Genomic DNA, 14,504 nt, shown 5'->3' with positions numbered 1-14,504 from the left:
AAGCGTTCGAGGCATACGAGGCAGGGCCACCGCGGCGCCGCGACTCCGCAGCGCCGACAGCGACCCTAGCCCCTGGCGCCGCCTCAGCCGGTGACGCCCCGAGTCGCCTCGATGACCGGCTTCAGCTTCTTGTTCAGGGCCTCGTAGAACATCGACAGGGGGAACTCGTCCGGCAGCACGGCGTCGACCAGGCCCTTCGGCGGACCGTCCAGCGGCAGCGCGGAGGCGCCCCGGGCCCAGACCGAGTTCGGGTTCGGCGCCACGTAGCTCGCGACCAGCTGGTAGGCGGCCATCCAGTGCGCCGGCTTGGGCCGGTCGATGCCGTCCCGGTACAGCGTCTCCACCTCGGTGGCCAGCGCGATCACCGCGTCGGCGATCCGCGACCAGTCCACGGCCAGCCGGTTGTCGGTCCAGTGGATCAGGCCGTGCCGGTGCAGGTAGGCGAACAGCAGCTGGCCGCCGAGGCCGTCGTAGTTGCGCACCCGGCCGCCGGTGATCGGGAAGCGGAACAGGCGGTCGAACAGGATCGTGTACTGGACCAGGCGCGCGTGCGAGGCGCCGGCGCCGCCGTCGCGCTCCAGGTTCACCGCGGCGCGGAACGTCGTCAGGTCGCAGCGCAGCTCCTCCAGCGAGTACAGGAAGTACGGCATCCGCTGCTTGATCATGAACGGGTCGAACGGCAGGTCGCCGTGGCTGTGCGTGCGGTCGTGGACCAGGTCCCAGAGCACGAACACCTCCTGCGTCAGCCGCTGGTCCTCCAGCAGCCGCGCGGCGTCCGGCGGCAGCGACATCTTCAGCGTCGCGGCGGCGGCCGAGGTGACCATCCGGAACCGCGCGGCCTCGCGGTCCTGCATGATGGCGCCCCAGGTGAACACCGGGGTCTCGCGCACGGCCACGGTCTCGGGGAACAGTACTGCGCTGTTGGTGTCGTAGCCGGCGGTGAAGGCGTCGGCGGCGACGAACTCGATCGGCACGAACTGCGGGTTCGGGTACTTGTCGCGCTCCAGCTCGGCGATCCAGTCCGGCCAGACGGTGCGGATGATCAGCGCCTCGAAGTTGCGGTCCAGGTTGCCGTTCTGCGTGTACATCGGGAACACCACGAGGTGCTCGCGGCCGTCCTCGCGCTGCGCGGCCGGGTGGAAGGCGCCGAGGGAGTCCAGGAAGTCCGGCACGCCGAAGCCGTCCTCGGCCCAGCGGCGCAGGTCCTTCAGGACGGCGCCGAGGTAGTCCGCGTCGTGGGGGAACTCCGGCGCCAGCGCCTCCACGGCCGCGCCGATGCGCTTGGCCAGGGACTCGGCCCGTGCGCGGTCGTTGCCTTCGGCCTCGAAGTCGATCGAGCCGTCCTTGGACTGCAGCGGCCGCAGCTCCTCGATCGCCGCCTTCAGGTCGCCGAACGCCTCCGAGGAAGCGACCGGGTGCGGCACGGCGTCAGCCGCGTTCGCCTGCTTCGGGCGGCGCGAGGCCCAGGTGACCGCGTTGATCCAGAGCGCGCGGTGGTCGTAGTCGGCGATCGAGTCGTCGCCGAACATGTCGGAGTCGGCGAACACCGCGACCCGGCCCTTGCCGAAGCGCACGCCCACGGCCAGCGGCCGGTCGGCGGGGTCGGCGGTCGGCGAGGAGTTCAGCAGCGGCAGGATGTCGGCGTCCTGGGCGGTGAACAGGGTGCCGGAGCGGTAGAAGCAGGCCTCGGCGACGCCGGCCAGCACGTCCTCGGCCTCGATCCGGTTCTCCGGCAGCGCGGCGCGCTCGGCCAGCACCCAGCGGGCGTTGCCGTTGTGCCGCCGCGCGGCGTCCTGCACCGTGAAGTGGTCGATGCCGACGCCGAAGCGGCCGAGCAGCGCGGCCAGGTTGGAGCCGGTGTCCTGCTCGCTGTCGGCGAGCAGCACCAGACCGCCGCCGGCAGCGACGTAGGACTGGAGGATGTCCAGCTCAGCCGGGGTGAACACCGGGGTCCCGATCCCGGTGGTGCGCTCGCGCGCCGGGTCGGCCGGGTGCGCGATGACCAGGACGTCGGCGCTGGAGAGCGAGTCAGGGGTGAAGGCGCCCTCGCGGTGCGCGGTGACCGAGTAGCCCCGCCCGCGCAGGAGATCGGCGGCATGCGTATAGCCGGCGTCGGCCGGATTCACGGGATTCATCGCCAGGGCGTCGGCCGGATCGATCGTCCAGGCCTCGCTGTGGGCCTCGTCGAACAGGACTCGCAGGATTCCCGTGTGCTGCCGCATGTGTCACCTCGCCTGATCATCGGATGATTGGTGGAAGAAATAGTGTGCGACCAGTCTAGCGACGGAAATCCTTCGGAATCAATCCTTGATCGCCGGATTACCTTGCGGTAGGTGGGGGTAACGGGGCGGCCGGGACTGGTGCGCCCGGACCCGGTGGTCGAGCTGGTGACCGAGCAGGTGACCGAGCACGACGACGCCCCGGACCGGTGGTGCGGTCCGGGGCGCTCGTTAGGTGGGTGTGAGCGGACTAACTGCCTGGCGGTCAGTCCTCGACGACGGTCAGGACGATCTTGCCGGCGGCACGGTTCGTCTCGCCGAGCTCGTGCGCCTTGGCGGCGTCGGCCAGCGGGAGGACCGTGTCGACGACGGGACGCAGCCGGCCGTCGGTCACCAGGGCGCGGATCGCGGTCAGGCCGCCGAGGTCCGGCTCGACCAGCATGAAGTCGGCGGTGACCTCGCGCTCGGCGGCGCGCGCCTTCATCGCGGGGGTGACGTCGTAGCTCAGGGCGACGAAGGTACCGCCGGGGTTCATCGTGCGCAGAGAGCGGTCGAAGTAGTCGCCGCCGATGGCGTCGACGACCACGTCGACGCCGGTCACGGTCTCGGCGAAGTCCACCTCGCGGTAGTCGACCACCTCGTCGGCGCCGAGCTCGCGCAGGAAGTCGTGCTTGGCGGCGCTCGCCGTGCCGACGACGTGCGCGCCGAAGGCCTTGGCGATCTGGACCGCGAGGTGGCCGACGCCGCCGGCCGCGGCGTGGATCAGGACCTTCTGGCCGGGCTGGACGTCGGCGAAGTCCCGCAGGGCCTGGTAGGCGGTGAGCGCGGCGAGCGGGAGGGCGGCGGCCTGGACGTGGGTCAGGTCCGCGGGCTTGAGGACGAACTGGCGGGACGGGGCGGCGACGTACTCGCTGTAACCGCCGGGGAAGCGCGGGAACAGGGGCATGCCGAAGACCTCGTCGCCGGGCTTGAACAAGGTGACGCCGCGGCCGACCGCCTCGACGACGCCGGAGACGTCCCAGCCGAGGATCGGGCCCTGCTCGGTGATGTCGGGGCGGCCGGCCCAGCCGCCGGCGGCGCGGGTCTTCCAGTCCGCCGGGTTGATCGCGGCGGCGTGCACGCGGACCAGGATCTCGGTGCCGCCGGGCCGGGGCTTGGGGACGCGGGTCTCCTGGAGGACGTCGGCGGGGCCGGGCTTGGTGGCGACGATCGCTCGCATGGTCGGCGCCGAGGAAGGCTGTTCGGTCATGGCTCTACGTTCGCGGACCATCCCCGGACGCCGACAGTGGCCCGATGGCCAACATGTGAAAGAATCGGGCCATGACTCATCATCGGCATCGTGTCGTAGTCCTCGCGCTGGACGGCGTGATCCCGTTCGATCTGGGCATCCCGGCACGACTGTTCGGCGCCGCGCCGGGTCCCGGCATGGAGCCCCTGTACGAGGTCGTGACCTGCGGATTGACGGCCGGACCGGTCACCACGACCGAGGACTACTCGCTGTATGTCGAGCACGGCGCCGCGGCGCTGGCCGAGGCGGACACGGTGATCATTCCGCCGGCGTACCCGATCGTGGATGAGCTCGCCGACGGCGCTCCGTTGCCGGTGGAGCTGGCCGAGGCGCTGGGTCGGATCCGTCCGGGGACGCGGAAGGTGGCGTTGTGCACCGGCGCGTATGTCTTCGCTGCCGCCGGGCTGCTCGACGGGCGCAAGGTGACGACGCACTGGCACCAGGCCGACCGGATGGAGGAGCTGTTCCCAACGCTGTCGGTGGATCCGAACGTGCTGTTCATCGACGACGGCGACATCCTCACCTCGGCCGGCGTCGCTGCTGCCATCGACCTGTGCCTGCACATCATCCGCAGCGACCACGGGAGCTCGGTGGCGAACGCGGCGGCGCGCGCGTGCGTGGTGCCGCCGTCGCGGGACGGTGGTCAGGCGCAGTACATCGAGCGGCCGGTGCCGACGCCGGCGGCCACCGGGACCGGGCCGGCGCGTGCCTGGGCTTTGGAGCGGCTGCATGAGCCGTTGACGTTGCAGGACATGGCGGGGCAGGCCCGGATGAGTATCAGGACTTTTACTCGGCAGTTCCGTACGGAGACCGGGCAGAGTCCCGGGCAGTGGCTCACGGTGCAGCGAGTGGACCTGGCGCGGCATCTGTTGGAGGCGACTGATCTGCCGATCGATCGGGTGGCGGAGAAGGCGGGGTTCGGGACGGCTACGTCGATGCGGCAGCATTTGCGGGCTTCGGTGGGGGTGTCGCCGCAGGCTTATCGGCGGACTTTCGCTCGGGCTTGAAAACCGGTCGCGCGGCAGGGATCTTCACGGAAGGCTTCGGAGCATGACCGACCCGGATTTCGTGCCCGGCCTGGAACTGTCGCGGCGTTTCTACCTCGAAGCCGTGCTGCCGATCCTGGACAAGGAGCTGCCGGGGTTGCCGCACGCCACAGCCCGGCTCGGCAGCGGCTCGGAGGTGCTCGGGTTCGATACCGCGCGTTCGACGGACCATGACTGGGGTCCGCAGGTGCAGCTGTTCCTGGCGCCCGACGATGTGGCGCGGCATCGGGAGCGGCTTTTGTCAGTGTTCGCATATCAGCTCCCGGAGACGTTCCTTGGGTACCCGGCTCAGGTCACCGTCGCAGGGGTCGACGACTGGCTGACCGGATGCCTGGGATACACGCCGTCGCGGGGCGTGACGACCGCCGACTGGCTCGCGACGCCGACGCAGCGCCTGCTGGAGGCGACGTCGGGCGCGGTGTTCCACGACGGTCTCGGGCAGCTCACGGCCGATCGCGCGCGGCTGGCGTGGTACCCGCGCGACGTGTGGCTGTACGTGCTGGCGTGCCAGTGGAAGCGCATCTCGCAGGAGGAGGCCTTCGTCGGCCGCTGCGGCGAGGTCGGCGACGAGCTCGGCTCGGCGGTGGTGTGCGCGCGGCTTGTTCGAGACCTGATGCGGCTGGTGCTGCTGATGGAGCGGCGGTATCCGCCGTACAGCAAGTGGCTCGGGTCGGCATTCGCGCGGACGGAGGCGGGGCCGGACCTCGTGCCGCTGATGACCGCCGCACTCGCCGCGACGGGCTGGAAGGCGCGAGAGCGGGAGCTCGGGCGGGTCTACACGCGCGTGGCCGAGCAGCACAACGGGCTCGGGCTCACCGAACCGCTCGACACGAGCACGCGGCTGTACTTCGACCGGCCGTTCCAGGTCATCGGCGCCGAGCGCTTCACCGGCGCCCTGCTGGAGCGTATCGAGGACGCGGAGATCCGGGCGCTTTCGCAGGCCGGCGCGATCGATCAGTTCGCTGACAACACCGACTTCCTGGGGCGGGCTGAGTTCACGCGCAGGGCGATCGGCCTCTGAGATCGGGCTTGGGCTCGGCGGGGGCGGCTGCGGCCCGGCCCGAGCCCGGCCCGCGCGCCTTCCCTACACCTGCTCCGCAGCCGCAGCCCCGCGCCCATGCCACGACTCCCACAGGTCTGCATACGCCCCGCCGGTCGCGACCAGCTCCTCATGGCTCCCGAGCTCGGCGATCACGCCGTCCTCCACCACCGCCACGCGGTCCGCGTCGTGCGCGGTGTGCAGGCGGTGCGCGATCGCGATGACCGTGCGGCCTTCCAGCACCGCCGCCAGTGAGCGCTCCAGGTGGCGGGCGGCGCGGGGGTCAATCAGGGAGGTTGCTTCGTCGAGGACCAGGGTGTGCGGGTCGGCCAGGACCAGGCGGGCGAGTGCCAGTTGCTGGGCCTGGGCCGGGGAGAGGGTGTGGCCGTCGGCGCCGATCGCTGTCTGCAGGCCCTCGGGGAGCGCTTCGGCCCAGGTCAGGGCGTCGACTGCGGAGAGGGCGTCGCGGACCTGGGTGTCGGTGGCGTCCGGGCGTGGGAGGACCACGTTCTCTCGGACGGTGCCGGCGAAGACGTGGTGTTCCTGGTTCACCAGCGCCACTTGGCCTCGGAGGTCGGCCAGGGGGAGTTCGACCAGGGGGACGCCGCCGACCGCGATGGAGCCCGCGGTGGGGCCGTGGATGCCGGCCAGGAGGCGGCCGAGGGTGGACTTGCCCGCGCCGGAGGGGCCGACCATCGCCAGGCGTTCGCCGGCGGTCAGGGACAGGTCGACGCCGTGGAGGACTTCGCGGCCCGGGATGTAGGAGTAGCGCACGTCGCGAGCGCGCAGGTCCTCGCCCTGCGGCTGCTCGCCGGAGGCCTCGCGGTCGGCCGGGACGCCGGCCACGCCGAGCAGGCGCGCCAGCGACGCGCCGCCGACCTGGAGCTGGTCGGCCCAGGCCAGCATGTCGTCGATCGGGCCCATGATCTGCTGCATGTACAGCGTCGCCGCCGTGACCTGGCCGAGGGTGAACCAGCCGTGCACGTACCCCAGCCCGCCGAGCAGCAGCGTCAGCGCCACCGGCAGGATGTAGCAGGACTCTGCCGTCGGCCAGAACACGCACCGCAGCCGCAGCGTGTAGCGCTCGGCGGCGAACTGCCGCCGGATGTCCTCGTCGGTGCGGCCGATGCGATAGCGCTGCAAGCCCAGCGCCTCGACGGTGCGCGCGCCGTCCACGGTCTCGGCCAGGCTGTCGGTCATGTCCGCGTAGCGCGCGCTCTCGGCGAGGTAGCCCTCCGGCGCGCGCTTCAGGTACCAGCGGAACACCACCGCGATCGGCGGCACGATCACCAGCAGCGGCAGCACCGCCCAGGGGCTGACCAGCGCCAGCGCCCCGATGGTGAGCAGGACCGTGACGATCGCGACCAGCGTGGTCGGCACGCCGTACCGCGCGGCCATGCTCAGCATGTCCACGTCCCGCGACGAACGCGAGAGCAGGTCGCCGCTGCCGGCCCGCTCCACCACGGACAGCGGCAGCTCCAGCACCCGCGCCACGAAGTTCTCGCGCAGCTCGGCGAGCACGCCCTCGCCGAACTTGCCGGCGGCCAGCTTCGCGTACCGGGTGACCACGGTCTGCACGATCAGGAACAGCGCGATCAGCCCGACGATGGTGTCGACGTGCCCTGCGGTCGTGCCGTGCTGCACGCCGTCGATCAGCGACCCCAGCAGCCGCGGCCCGAACAGCCCGGCCACCGCGGCCAGCGCGAACAGCCCGACGGTGAGCGCCAGGTCGCGGCCGCGGGCGCGCGCGACCTGCCCCGCGTACTGGCGCACCTCGGGATACGTCGCCACCGGCAACGCTTGGCGACCGGAAGCCTGAGGCCCGGACTCGCTCATCTCAGTTCTCTTCCCTGGTCACGGTCGCCCGGTAGCCGGGCACGGTCGCCAACAGTTCGCGGTGCCGGCCCTCGGCGGCGGCCCGGCCCCCGGCCAGGAACACCACGCGCTCGGCCCGGTCGAGCATCAGCGGACTGGTCGTGAACACCACGGTCGTGCGGCCGGCGCGGGCCGCCGCCAGCCGTTCGGCGATGCAGGCCTCGGTGTGCGCGTCGACCGCGCTGGTCGGCTCGACGAGCAGCAGTACCTCCGGGTTGGCGAGCAGCGCACGCGCCAGGCGCAGCCGTTGCTGCTGACCGCCGGAGAAGGACCGGCCGCGTTCGGAGACCGTGGCGTCCAGGCCTTCGGGCAGGGCCTCGATGATGTCCTCGGCCGCGGCGGTGTGCAGGGCGGCGGTGATGCGACTCACGCTGTCAGCGCGATCGCCGGTGGCGGTGCTGGAACCAGCACCGATATCAACACCGGAACTAGCACTAGCACTAGCACTGGAACCAGCACCAGCACCCACGCCGGCCAGCCCGTCAGCCAACCGCCCCGAGAACAACCGCGCATCGTTGTCCGCCACCAGGACCCGCCGCCGCAGGCTCCCCAGCGGCATCGCCTCAAGCGGCACGCCGTCCAGCGTGACGCCGTCGGCGGCCCGGTAGCGTCCGAGCCGGTCGGCCAGCTCGATCGCCTCGGCCGGGTCCGCGGCGGCCACCGCCGTGAACGACCCCGGCTTCAGGCTCAGCCCGGAGTGCTCGTCGACGAGCGCCCCGGTGCCCTCGGCCCGCTCCTCGGAACCCGCGGTCTCGGCCAGCGGATGGCTCAGTGCCAGGACCCTGACAACCTTCGTGGCCGCCACGTGCGCCCGCAGAAGCCGGCCCCAGGCCTCGGTGATCGTCCGCAACGGCAGCACCAGGAACGCGGCGTAGCCGTAGAACGCCACGAGCTGCCCGGTGGTGATCTCGTGGGACACCGCCAGCCGGGCCGCGAGCCAGGTCACGCCGACCACGAACAGCCCCGGCAGCAGCACCTGCGCCGACTCCAGCACCGACTCCACGCGCGCCACCCGGACCCCGGCGAACCGCAGCTCCTGCGACTGCTCCCGGTAGCGTTCGGCGAACTCCGGCTCGCCGCCGATGCCGCGCAGCACCCGCAGGCCGGCCACGATGTCGTTGGCACGGCCGGTCAGCTTGCCCTGCAGCGCGCGCACCTCGCTCTGCCGCCGGTGCATCGGCTTGAGCAGCGGCCCGACCAGGGCCATGATCAGCGGCACGCCGATCAGCACGGTGAGCCCGATCCGCACCTCGGTGCTGAGCAGCAGCACCGAGACCAGCACCACCGACACCACCGCGCCGGCGAACCGCGCGCTGACGTCCATCGTGCTGCCGATGCTGGAGGTGTCGGCGGTGCCGATCGACACCACGTCGCCGGTGGCGATGCGGCTGGGCAGGGTGGCGCCGAGGTCGGTCGCCTGGCGCGCGGTGAGCTGCACGGTGCGGTAGGCGGAGGTCAGCCAGTTGGTGACGGCGCACCGGTGGCGCAGGATCCCGGCCACACCGGTCAGGCAACCCAGGAGAAGCACCACAGTGGACCAGCGCCAGATCTCGCCGGTGTCCCTCGCGGTGACGCCGGCGTCGATGGTCTTGCCGATCGCGGCCGGCATCAGCGCCTGGCTCACCATCCAGACCATGCCCCAGAACGCGCCGAGCGTCATCGACGTCCACTGCATCCGTACGAGCCAGATCAAGTACCGGGTCGCCGATCGGGTGTCGGGAAGGCCGGGGTCCGGCTCGGGGAGGCGCCGCATGATCGCCACGCTAGTAGCGGCCCCGGGGCGGGGCCACCGAATTTAACGCCGCCACCACCTGCGCGAATAGTCCACGCTATTCGAGGCTTGACTCAGGTCCCCGCCTCCCGGTTGGATGAGGCCACCTTGCCCGGCATCACCTGCACCACACTCGCACCACACACTTCGCAAGCAGTCCGCCCATACCCTGTCAGCCTTGTCGCGAGGGGCCGCCTTGAGGATCACGCGCAGGCTCGGCGTCCTGGTCGCCGTCCCGCTCGCCGCGGTGTCCGGCTTCGGGGCCGTGGCGTTGACCGCCTCCGCCGGCGAGGCCATGCGCAGTGAGCGTCTGTGGTCCCTGATGCACACCTCGGACGCCGCGGGCAAACTGTTGGGCTGCTTACAGGACGAGCGCACCGCGATGGCGTTGCAGCTCACCACCCACCAGAACCAGCTCTCCCCCGACGTCGAGACCCGCATAGCGCAGACCGACGCGGCGCTGGCCGCCTACCGGCACCAGGTCCGCTCCATGCCGCGGATCACGCCGGGGACCAGGGCTCTGCTCTCGCGCATCGACCAGGACCTGACGCAGCTGACGGCGCTGCGCGCGCAGATCAAGGCACAGGCCGCGCCGGCGCTGTCCACGGTGGTGTTCCAGTACCGCATCGCGATCGCCGACCTGGCACAGCTGCGCAGCTCGGTGATCGACGACGGCAGCGCCTCGCAGCCGATCGCGGCCCGGCTGCAGGCCGCGAACCTGCTGTATCAGGCCTCTGAGGCGACCGGGCAGGAGGAGTCCGACGTGCTGCGCTCGGCGGTCGGACTGCCGCTGACGCCGGCCGCGGTCGCCGCGATCGCGCACGACCGGCAGGCCTACGACGACGCGATGGAGGCCTTCGACACCGCGGCCCCGGCCGGCTGGAACGAGCGCCCGGACCAGGCGATGACCACCGCGGACATCCTGAACGCGCAGCAGTTCGAGGACCAGATATCCCACCTGGGCCCCGGGGACCTGCTGTCGCCGGACAAGGACATGTGGGTGCAGACGATGAGCGCCCGGCGGGCCGCGCTGGACACGGTCCGCGAGGAGATGGACATGGCGACCATGTCCGCCGTGGCCCGGCTGCGCGACCGCTCCGAGCACATCGCCGAGGTGGAGGCCGCCGCGATCGCCGGCACCGCGCTGCTGGTGGTGATGATCAGCCTGCGGCTCGGCCGGCCGATGATCAGGGGCCTGCGACAGCTGCGGGACGCGGCGAACACCGTCGCCTTCTCCGGCCTGCCGGCCGCCGTCGAGGAGCTGCGCACCACCGAGTCGCTGACCGGCCGCACCCCCGAGGAGTTCGCCGACCACGCCGGCGACGCGCTGCCGCTGGGCACCGGGCGCGGGGACGCGCTGAACGCGAACGACCCGAAGGACGAGCTGGCCGCGGTCGCGCGGGCCTTCAACTCGGTGCACCGCGAGGCGCTGCGGACCGCCGCGGAGCAGGTGCTGCTGCGCGCCGGAGTGGGCGCCACGTTCGTGGCGCTGGCCCGCCGCGGCGAGCGCCTGACCGGCGCGCTGACCAGCGAGCTGGACCGCGCCGAGCGCCTGGAGCAGGACCCGGACCGGCTGGCGCGGCTGTTCGTGCTGGACCACCTGGCCGCACGCATGGCGCGGAACAACGAGAGCCTGCTGGTGCTCGGCGGCGAGGGCTCGGCGCGGGTGCGGGAGCGTCCGGTGACGCTGCTGGACGTGCTGCGGGCCGCGCTGGGGCGGATCGAGCGGTACACGCGCGTGGATCTGGAGGCCGTCGATCGGGGGGTCGTCATCGCGCCGCACGTCGTGGACCACCTCGTGCACCTGTGCGCGGAGCTGCTGGACAACGCGACCGCGTTCTCCGCGCCGGACAGCCGGGTGACGGTCGAGGGCCACCGGATGACCGACCGGGTGATCATCCAGATCGCCGACCGCGGCCTGGGGATGACGCCGGCGCGGCGTGCGGAGCTGAACACCCAGCTGGCCGCGCCGCGGCAGGTGGACAGCGAGACGGTGCGGGCGATGGGCCTGACCGTGGTCGCGCATCTGGCCGCGTGGTACGGGATCGAGATCCAGCTGCGGGCCCGGCCCGGCGGCGGGACGGTGGCCGAGGTGGGGCTGCCGTTGCGGGTGGTCTCGGCGGAGGCCGGTGCCGCGCCCGCGGACGGCACGGTCCATCTCGTGCCGGACACGGCCGCCGCGGTCAACCGAATCAACGGGGTCAACGGGGTCAACGGCGAGGACGCCGCCGCCGAGGACATCGACTGGCCCGAGCTGCCGTTCCCGGACGTCGACGAGCCGGCCACGATCGGCGCCAACGGGAGCGCTCACGTCAACGGCAGCGTTTCGGCCGACGGCAGCAGCGGCAGCGCTCAGGTCAACGGCCACGCTTCGGCCAACGGCAGTAACGGATCTCAGTCTTCTGACACCTATACAACTGTGAACGGCCTGCCTGTACGTCGCCCGAAGGCCCAGTTGCCGGCCAGGGCACGGCGCACCCCGGCCCCGGAAGCGGCCGCGTCCCCAGCACCTCCGACCGACGGCGGGCCCGGCAGCCACCCCGAGCCCGCCAAGAAGAAGGCCCGCATCGACCGCGACCCCGAATACGTGGCGGCGACCATGGCCGCCTACGCACGCGGGCTCAGCGGCCGCAACGGGCCGAAATCGTAGTGACGCAAACCCCTCATGCCATCCTCTAGCCCCACGGGAACCGCCCCATGAACGAACCTGCACCCGATCCGCACGGCAGCCTCGACTGGCTGCTCAACGACTTCGCCCACGGCACGCCCGGGGTCCAGCACGCGCTGGCGGTCTCCGCCGACGGCATCGTGGTGGCCGCCTCCCGGGATCTGGGCGAGGAGCAGGGTGAGCAGCTCGCGGCGGTGGCCGCCGGACTGGTGAGCCTGCTGGCCGGGGCCGCGCTGCTGCTGGACTCCGAGCCGGTGCGCAGCAACCTGACCGAACTCGGCAACGGCTTCCTGTTCTCGATGGCCGTCAGCGACGGCGCCTCGCTGCTGGTGTACGCCGAGCGCGAGTGCGACATCGGCCAGGTCACCTACGCCATGGCCGAGCTGATCAACCAGGTCGGGGAATCCCTGACGCCGACCGCGCGGGCCCGGATGCTGGCCCACGGCAACCTCCCGGGGGCCCGCTGATGGCCGCCCCCACGATCGCGGCGAAGATCGTCGTGGCCGGCGGCTTCGGCGTCGGGAAGACCACCCTGGTCGGGGCGGTCTCCGAGATCCAGCCGCTGACCACCGAGGCCGAGATGACGCAGGCCGGAATGGGACTGGACGACGTCCACCTGATCCCGACCAAGCGCAGCACCACGGTGGCGATGGACTTCGGCCGCATCACCATCGCCGAGGACCTGATCCTGTACCTGTTCGGCACCCCGGGCCAGGAGCGCTTCTGGTTCTTCTGGGAGGAGCTCTCCCGCGGCGCACTCGGCGCGGTGGTGCTGGCCGACGTCCGGCGCCTGGGCGACGCTTTCGCGGTCATCGACTTCTTCGAGGACCGCCGGATCCCGCACGTCATCGCCGTGAACCAGTTCGACGGCGCGCAGGTGTACGGGCACGAGGAACTGCGCCAGGCACTCGCCTTGGAGGACGACACGCCACTGCTGATCTGCGACGCCCGGCGGCGCGACTCGGCCAGGGGGGTGCTGGTGACGCTGCTGGAGCACGCGATCACGCAGCAGCGGATGCGCGACGACCTGCCGCCCGACGACCGGATGAACTGATGGCGGCGGCCCGGGGCGGTGCCCCTGTCGCGAGTGCCGCCGGGCACCGCCGGCGGGCCTTCGCCGCACTGCTGCTGGCCGCCTCCACCGCCGCCTCGGCGGGCTGCGCGTACGGCGGCGGCTACGGCGGCGGCGGCCTGGCGTACGGCGACCCCGCGGGCCGCCCCGACAGCCACACGCCGTTCCCGGTGGGGCTGCTGCTGGACACGTCCGGCACCAACGGCACCGGCGGCGTCGACGCCCGCGACGGCTTCGAGCTCTACGTCAGCCAGCACGCCGGCCGGCTCGGCGGCCGTCCGGCGCAGGTGACCGTCGCCAACGAGGGCCCGACACCGGCGGCCACCGCGACGACGATGCAGGGCCTGGTGGCGGCCGGGGCGCAGACCGTCGTCGGCCCGATCGACTACGCGGGCTACGAGAGCGTCGCACCGCTGGCGGACGCGGCACACGTACCGCTGATCGGCGTGGTGGCGCGTCCGGACCTGACGGACATCAGCTACATATGGAACGTGGCGTTCCTGTCCACGGAGCCCGGCGCGGCGATCGCACCGTTCATCTACAACCACGTCAAGTCCCCGGTCTTCGCAATCGGCGGCAACTACCCCGGCGACTGGGAGCAGGTGCGCGGGTTCGTCGACTCCTACACCGCCCTCGGCGGCAAGCTGGCCAACACCGGAGGCCAGCCGACGTTCACCCCGGCGGCGACGTTCACGCCGGCGAACGACACCACCGACTTCACCCCGTACCTCCAGGCGATCAAGGACTCCGGAGCGAAGGCGGTGTACTGCGCCTTCACCGGCGCCGAGGCGGTGCGCTTCGTGCAGCAGTACGCGCGCTCGCAGGTGAAGGACCTGCCGCTGTACGCGGTCGGCCTGGTCACCGACGGCCCGCTGCTGAAGCAGGAGGGCCCGGCGGCCACGAACATCACCTCGGTACTGAACTACTCCCCCGACGTCGACACGGCCGCCAACCGGGCCTTCGTCTCAGCGTGGGCAGCGGGCCACGACGGCCAGGAGCCGAGCGTCTACGCCCTGGACGGCTACGACGCGGCGGCACTACTGGACCAGGCAGTCGCCCAGGCCGGCCCGAACGCAGGCGCCGCAGCCGTCAACGCGGCGATCGCGGCGCTGGGGCGCATCGACAGCCCGCGCGGGGCTTGGCAGCTGGCGTCGACGACGCACGCGCCGATCCAGAAGTGGTATCTGCGGCGGGTGCAGGTGGACGGGACGGCGCTGGCGAATGTGGAGATCGAGGAGTTGGCTACGTTGCCGGATTGATGGCGCTGCTTGGTGGCGCCGTTTGATCGCGCTGCTCCGATCGGGCGGACTTCCGGCGCTGTGTCTTCGTTCGGCGGTTGACGGTCCGGGATAATCGACACGAGGGTGGGTGTCCCCGGATGGGGCGGGGTTGCCATGCCATTGTGGCCGAGGCTGGCGAGCTGCCGCAGAGATGGCGAGTCGACACCGGCCAGCAGCGCATCCAGCCCGAGGCGGAACAGGTGCCTCTGGCCACAAATGGCAGTCGGCGGCATGATCGAGGCGCGC

10 protein-coding genes are annotated in these 14,504 nt (G+C 71.9%); 6 read left to right on the top strand and 4 right to left on the bottom strand.

Annotated features, from left to right (window positions below; genetic code table 11):
* Window positions 1-83: 83 nt before the first annotated feature.
* Together ABH920_RS19325 and ABH920_RS19320 are read right to left on the bottom strand one after the other, a co-directional pair.
* Entirely contained in the window at window positions 84-2,222 is a 2,139-nt protein-coding gene (locus ABH920_RS19325; protein ID WP_370350425.1) for a DUF6421 family protein, read from the bottom strand.
* Window positions 2,223-2,484: 262 nt separating this feature from the next.
* Complete coding sequence (locus ABH920_RS19320; RefSeq protein ID WP_370350424.1) at window positions 2,485-3,468, bottom strand: NADP-dependent oxidoreductase; 984 nt, start codon at window positions 3,466-3,468, stop codon at window positions 2,485-2,487.
* Window positions 3,469-3,539: 71 nt separating this feature from the next.
* On the opposite strand from ABH920_RS19320, the gene ABH920_RS19315 reads away from it, so the two are divergent.
* Both ABH920_RS19315 and ABH920_RS19310 read left to right on the top strand, forming a co-directional pair.
* On the top strand, window positions 3,540-4,514 hold the full coding sequence (locus ABH920_RS19315) for a GlxA family transcriptional regulator (RefSeq protein ID WP_370350423.1): 975 nt from the start codon (window positions 3,540-3,542) through the stop codon (window positions 4,512-4,514).
* Between the two features lie 43 nt (window positions 4,515-4,557).
* On the top strand, window positions 4,558-5,574 hold the full coding sequence (locus ABH920_RS19310; RefSeq protein ID WP_370350422.1) for a DUF4037 domain-containing protein: 1,017 nt from the start codon (window positions 4,558-4,560) through the stop codon (window positions 5,572-5,574).
* Between the two features lie 63 nt (window positions 5,575-5,637).
* Here ABH920_RS19310 and ABH920_RS19305 read toward each other — a convergent pair whose 3' ends face one another.
* Complete coding sequence (locus tag ABH920_RS19305) at window positions 5,638-7,428, bottom strand: ABC transporter ATP-binding protein (RefSeq protein WP_370350421.1); 1,791 nt, start codon at window positions 7,426-7,428, stop codon at window positions 5,638-5,640.
* A 1-nt stretch (window position 7,429) separates the two neighbouring features.
* The gene (locus ABH920_RS19300; RefSeq protein ID WP_370350420.1) at window positions 7,430-9,220 is read right to left on the bottom strand and encodes an ABC transporter transmembrane domain-containing protein; all 1,791 of its coding nucleotides are present in this window, start codon (window positions 9,218-9,220) and stop codon (window positions 7,430-7,432) included.
* Between the two features lie 214 nt (window positions 9,221-9,434).
* On the opposite strand from ABH920_RS19300, the gene ABH920_RS19295 reads away from it, so the two are divergent.
* Genes ABH920_RS19295 through ABH920_RS19280 form a run of 4 tightly spaced genes read left to right on the top strand, consistent with a single transcriptional unit; the run spans window position 9,435 to window position 14,237 of the window.
* Complete coding sequence (locus ABH920_RS19295) at window positions 9,435-11,888, top strand: nitrate- and nitrite sensing domain-containing protein (RefSeq protein ID WP_370350419.1); 2,454 nt, start codon at window positions 9,435-9,437, stop codon at window positions 11,886-11,888.
* 47 nt (window positions 11,889-11,935) lie between these two features.
* A complete protein-coding gene (locus tag ABH920_RS19290) occupies window positions 11,936-12,373 on the top strand; it encodes a roadblock/LC7 domain-containing protein (protein ID WP_370350418.1) in 438 nt (145 codons plus the stop codon).
* Entirely contained in the window at window positions 12,373-12,960 is a 588-nt protein-coding gene (locus ABH920_RS19285) for an ATP/GTP-binding protein (RefSeq protein ID WP_370350417.1), read from the top strand. Before ABH920_RS19290 ends, ABH920_RS19285 begins: the two co-directional genes overlap by 1 nt.
* On the top strand, window positions 12,960-14,237 hold the full coding sequence (locus ABH920_RS19280; RefSeq protein ID WP_370350416.1) for an ABC transporter substrate-binding protein: 1,278 nt from the start codon (window positions 12,960-12,962) through the stop codon (window positions 14,235-14,237). Before ABH920_RS19285 ends, ABH920_RS19280 begins: the two co-directional genes overlap by 1 nt.
* Window positions 14,238-14,504: the final 267 nt, after the last annotated feature.

The sequence above is a fragment of the Catenulispora sp. EB89 genome (genome assembly GCF_041261445.1).
GTDB lineage: Bacteria > Actinomycetota > Actinomycetes > Streptomycetales > Catenulisporaceae > Catenulispora.
Note: the sequence above shows the minus strand (reverse complement) of the source record. Positions and strands in the feature narration are given on the sequence as shown.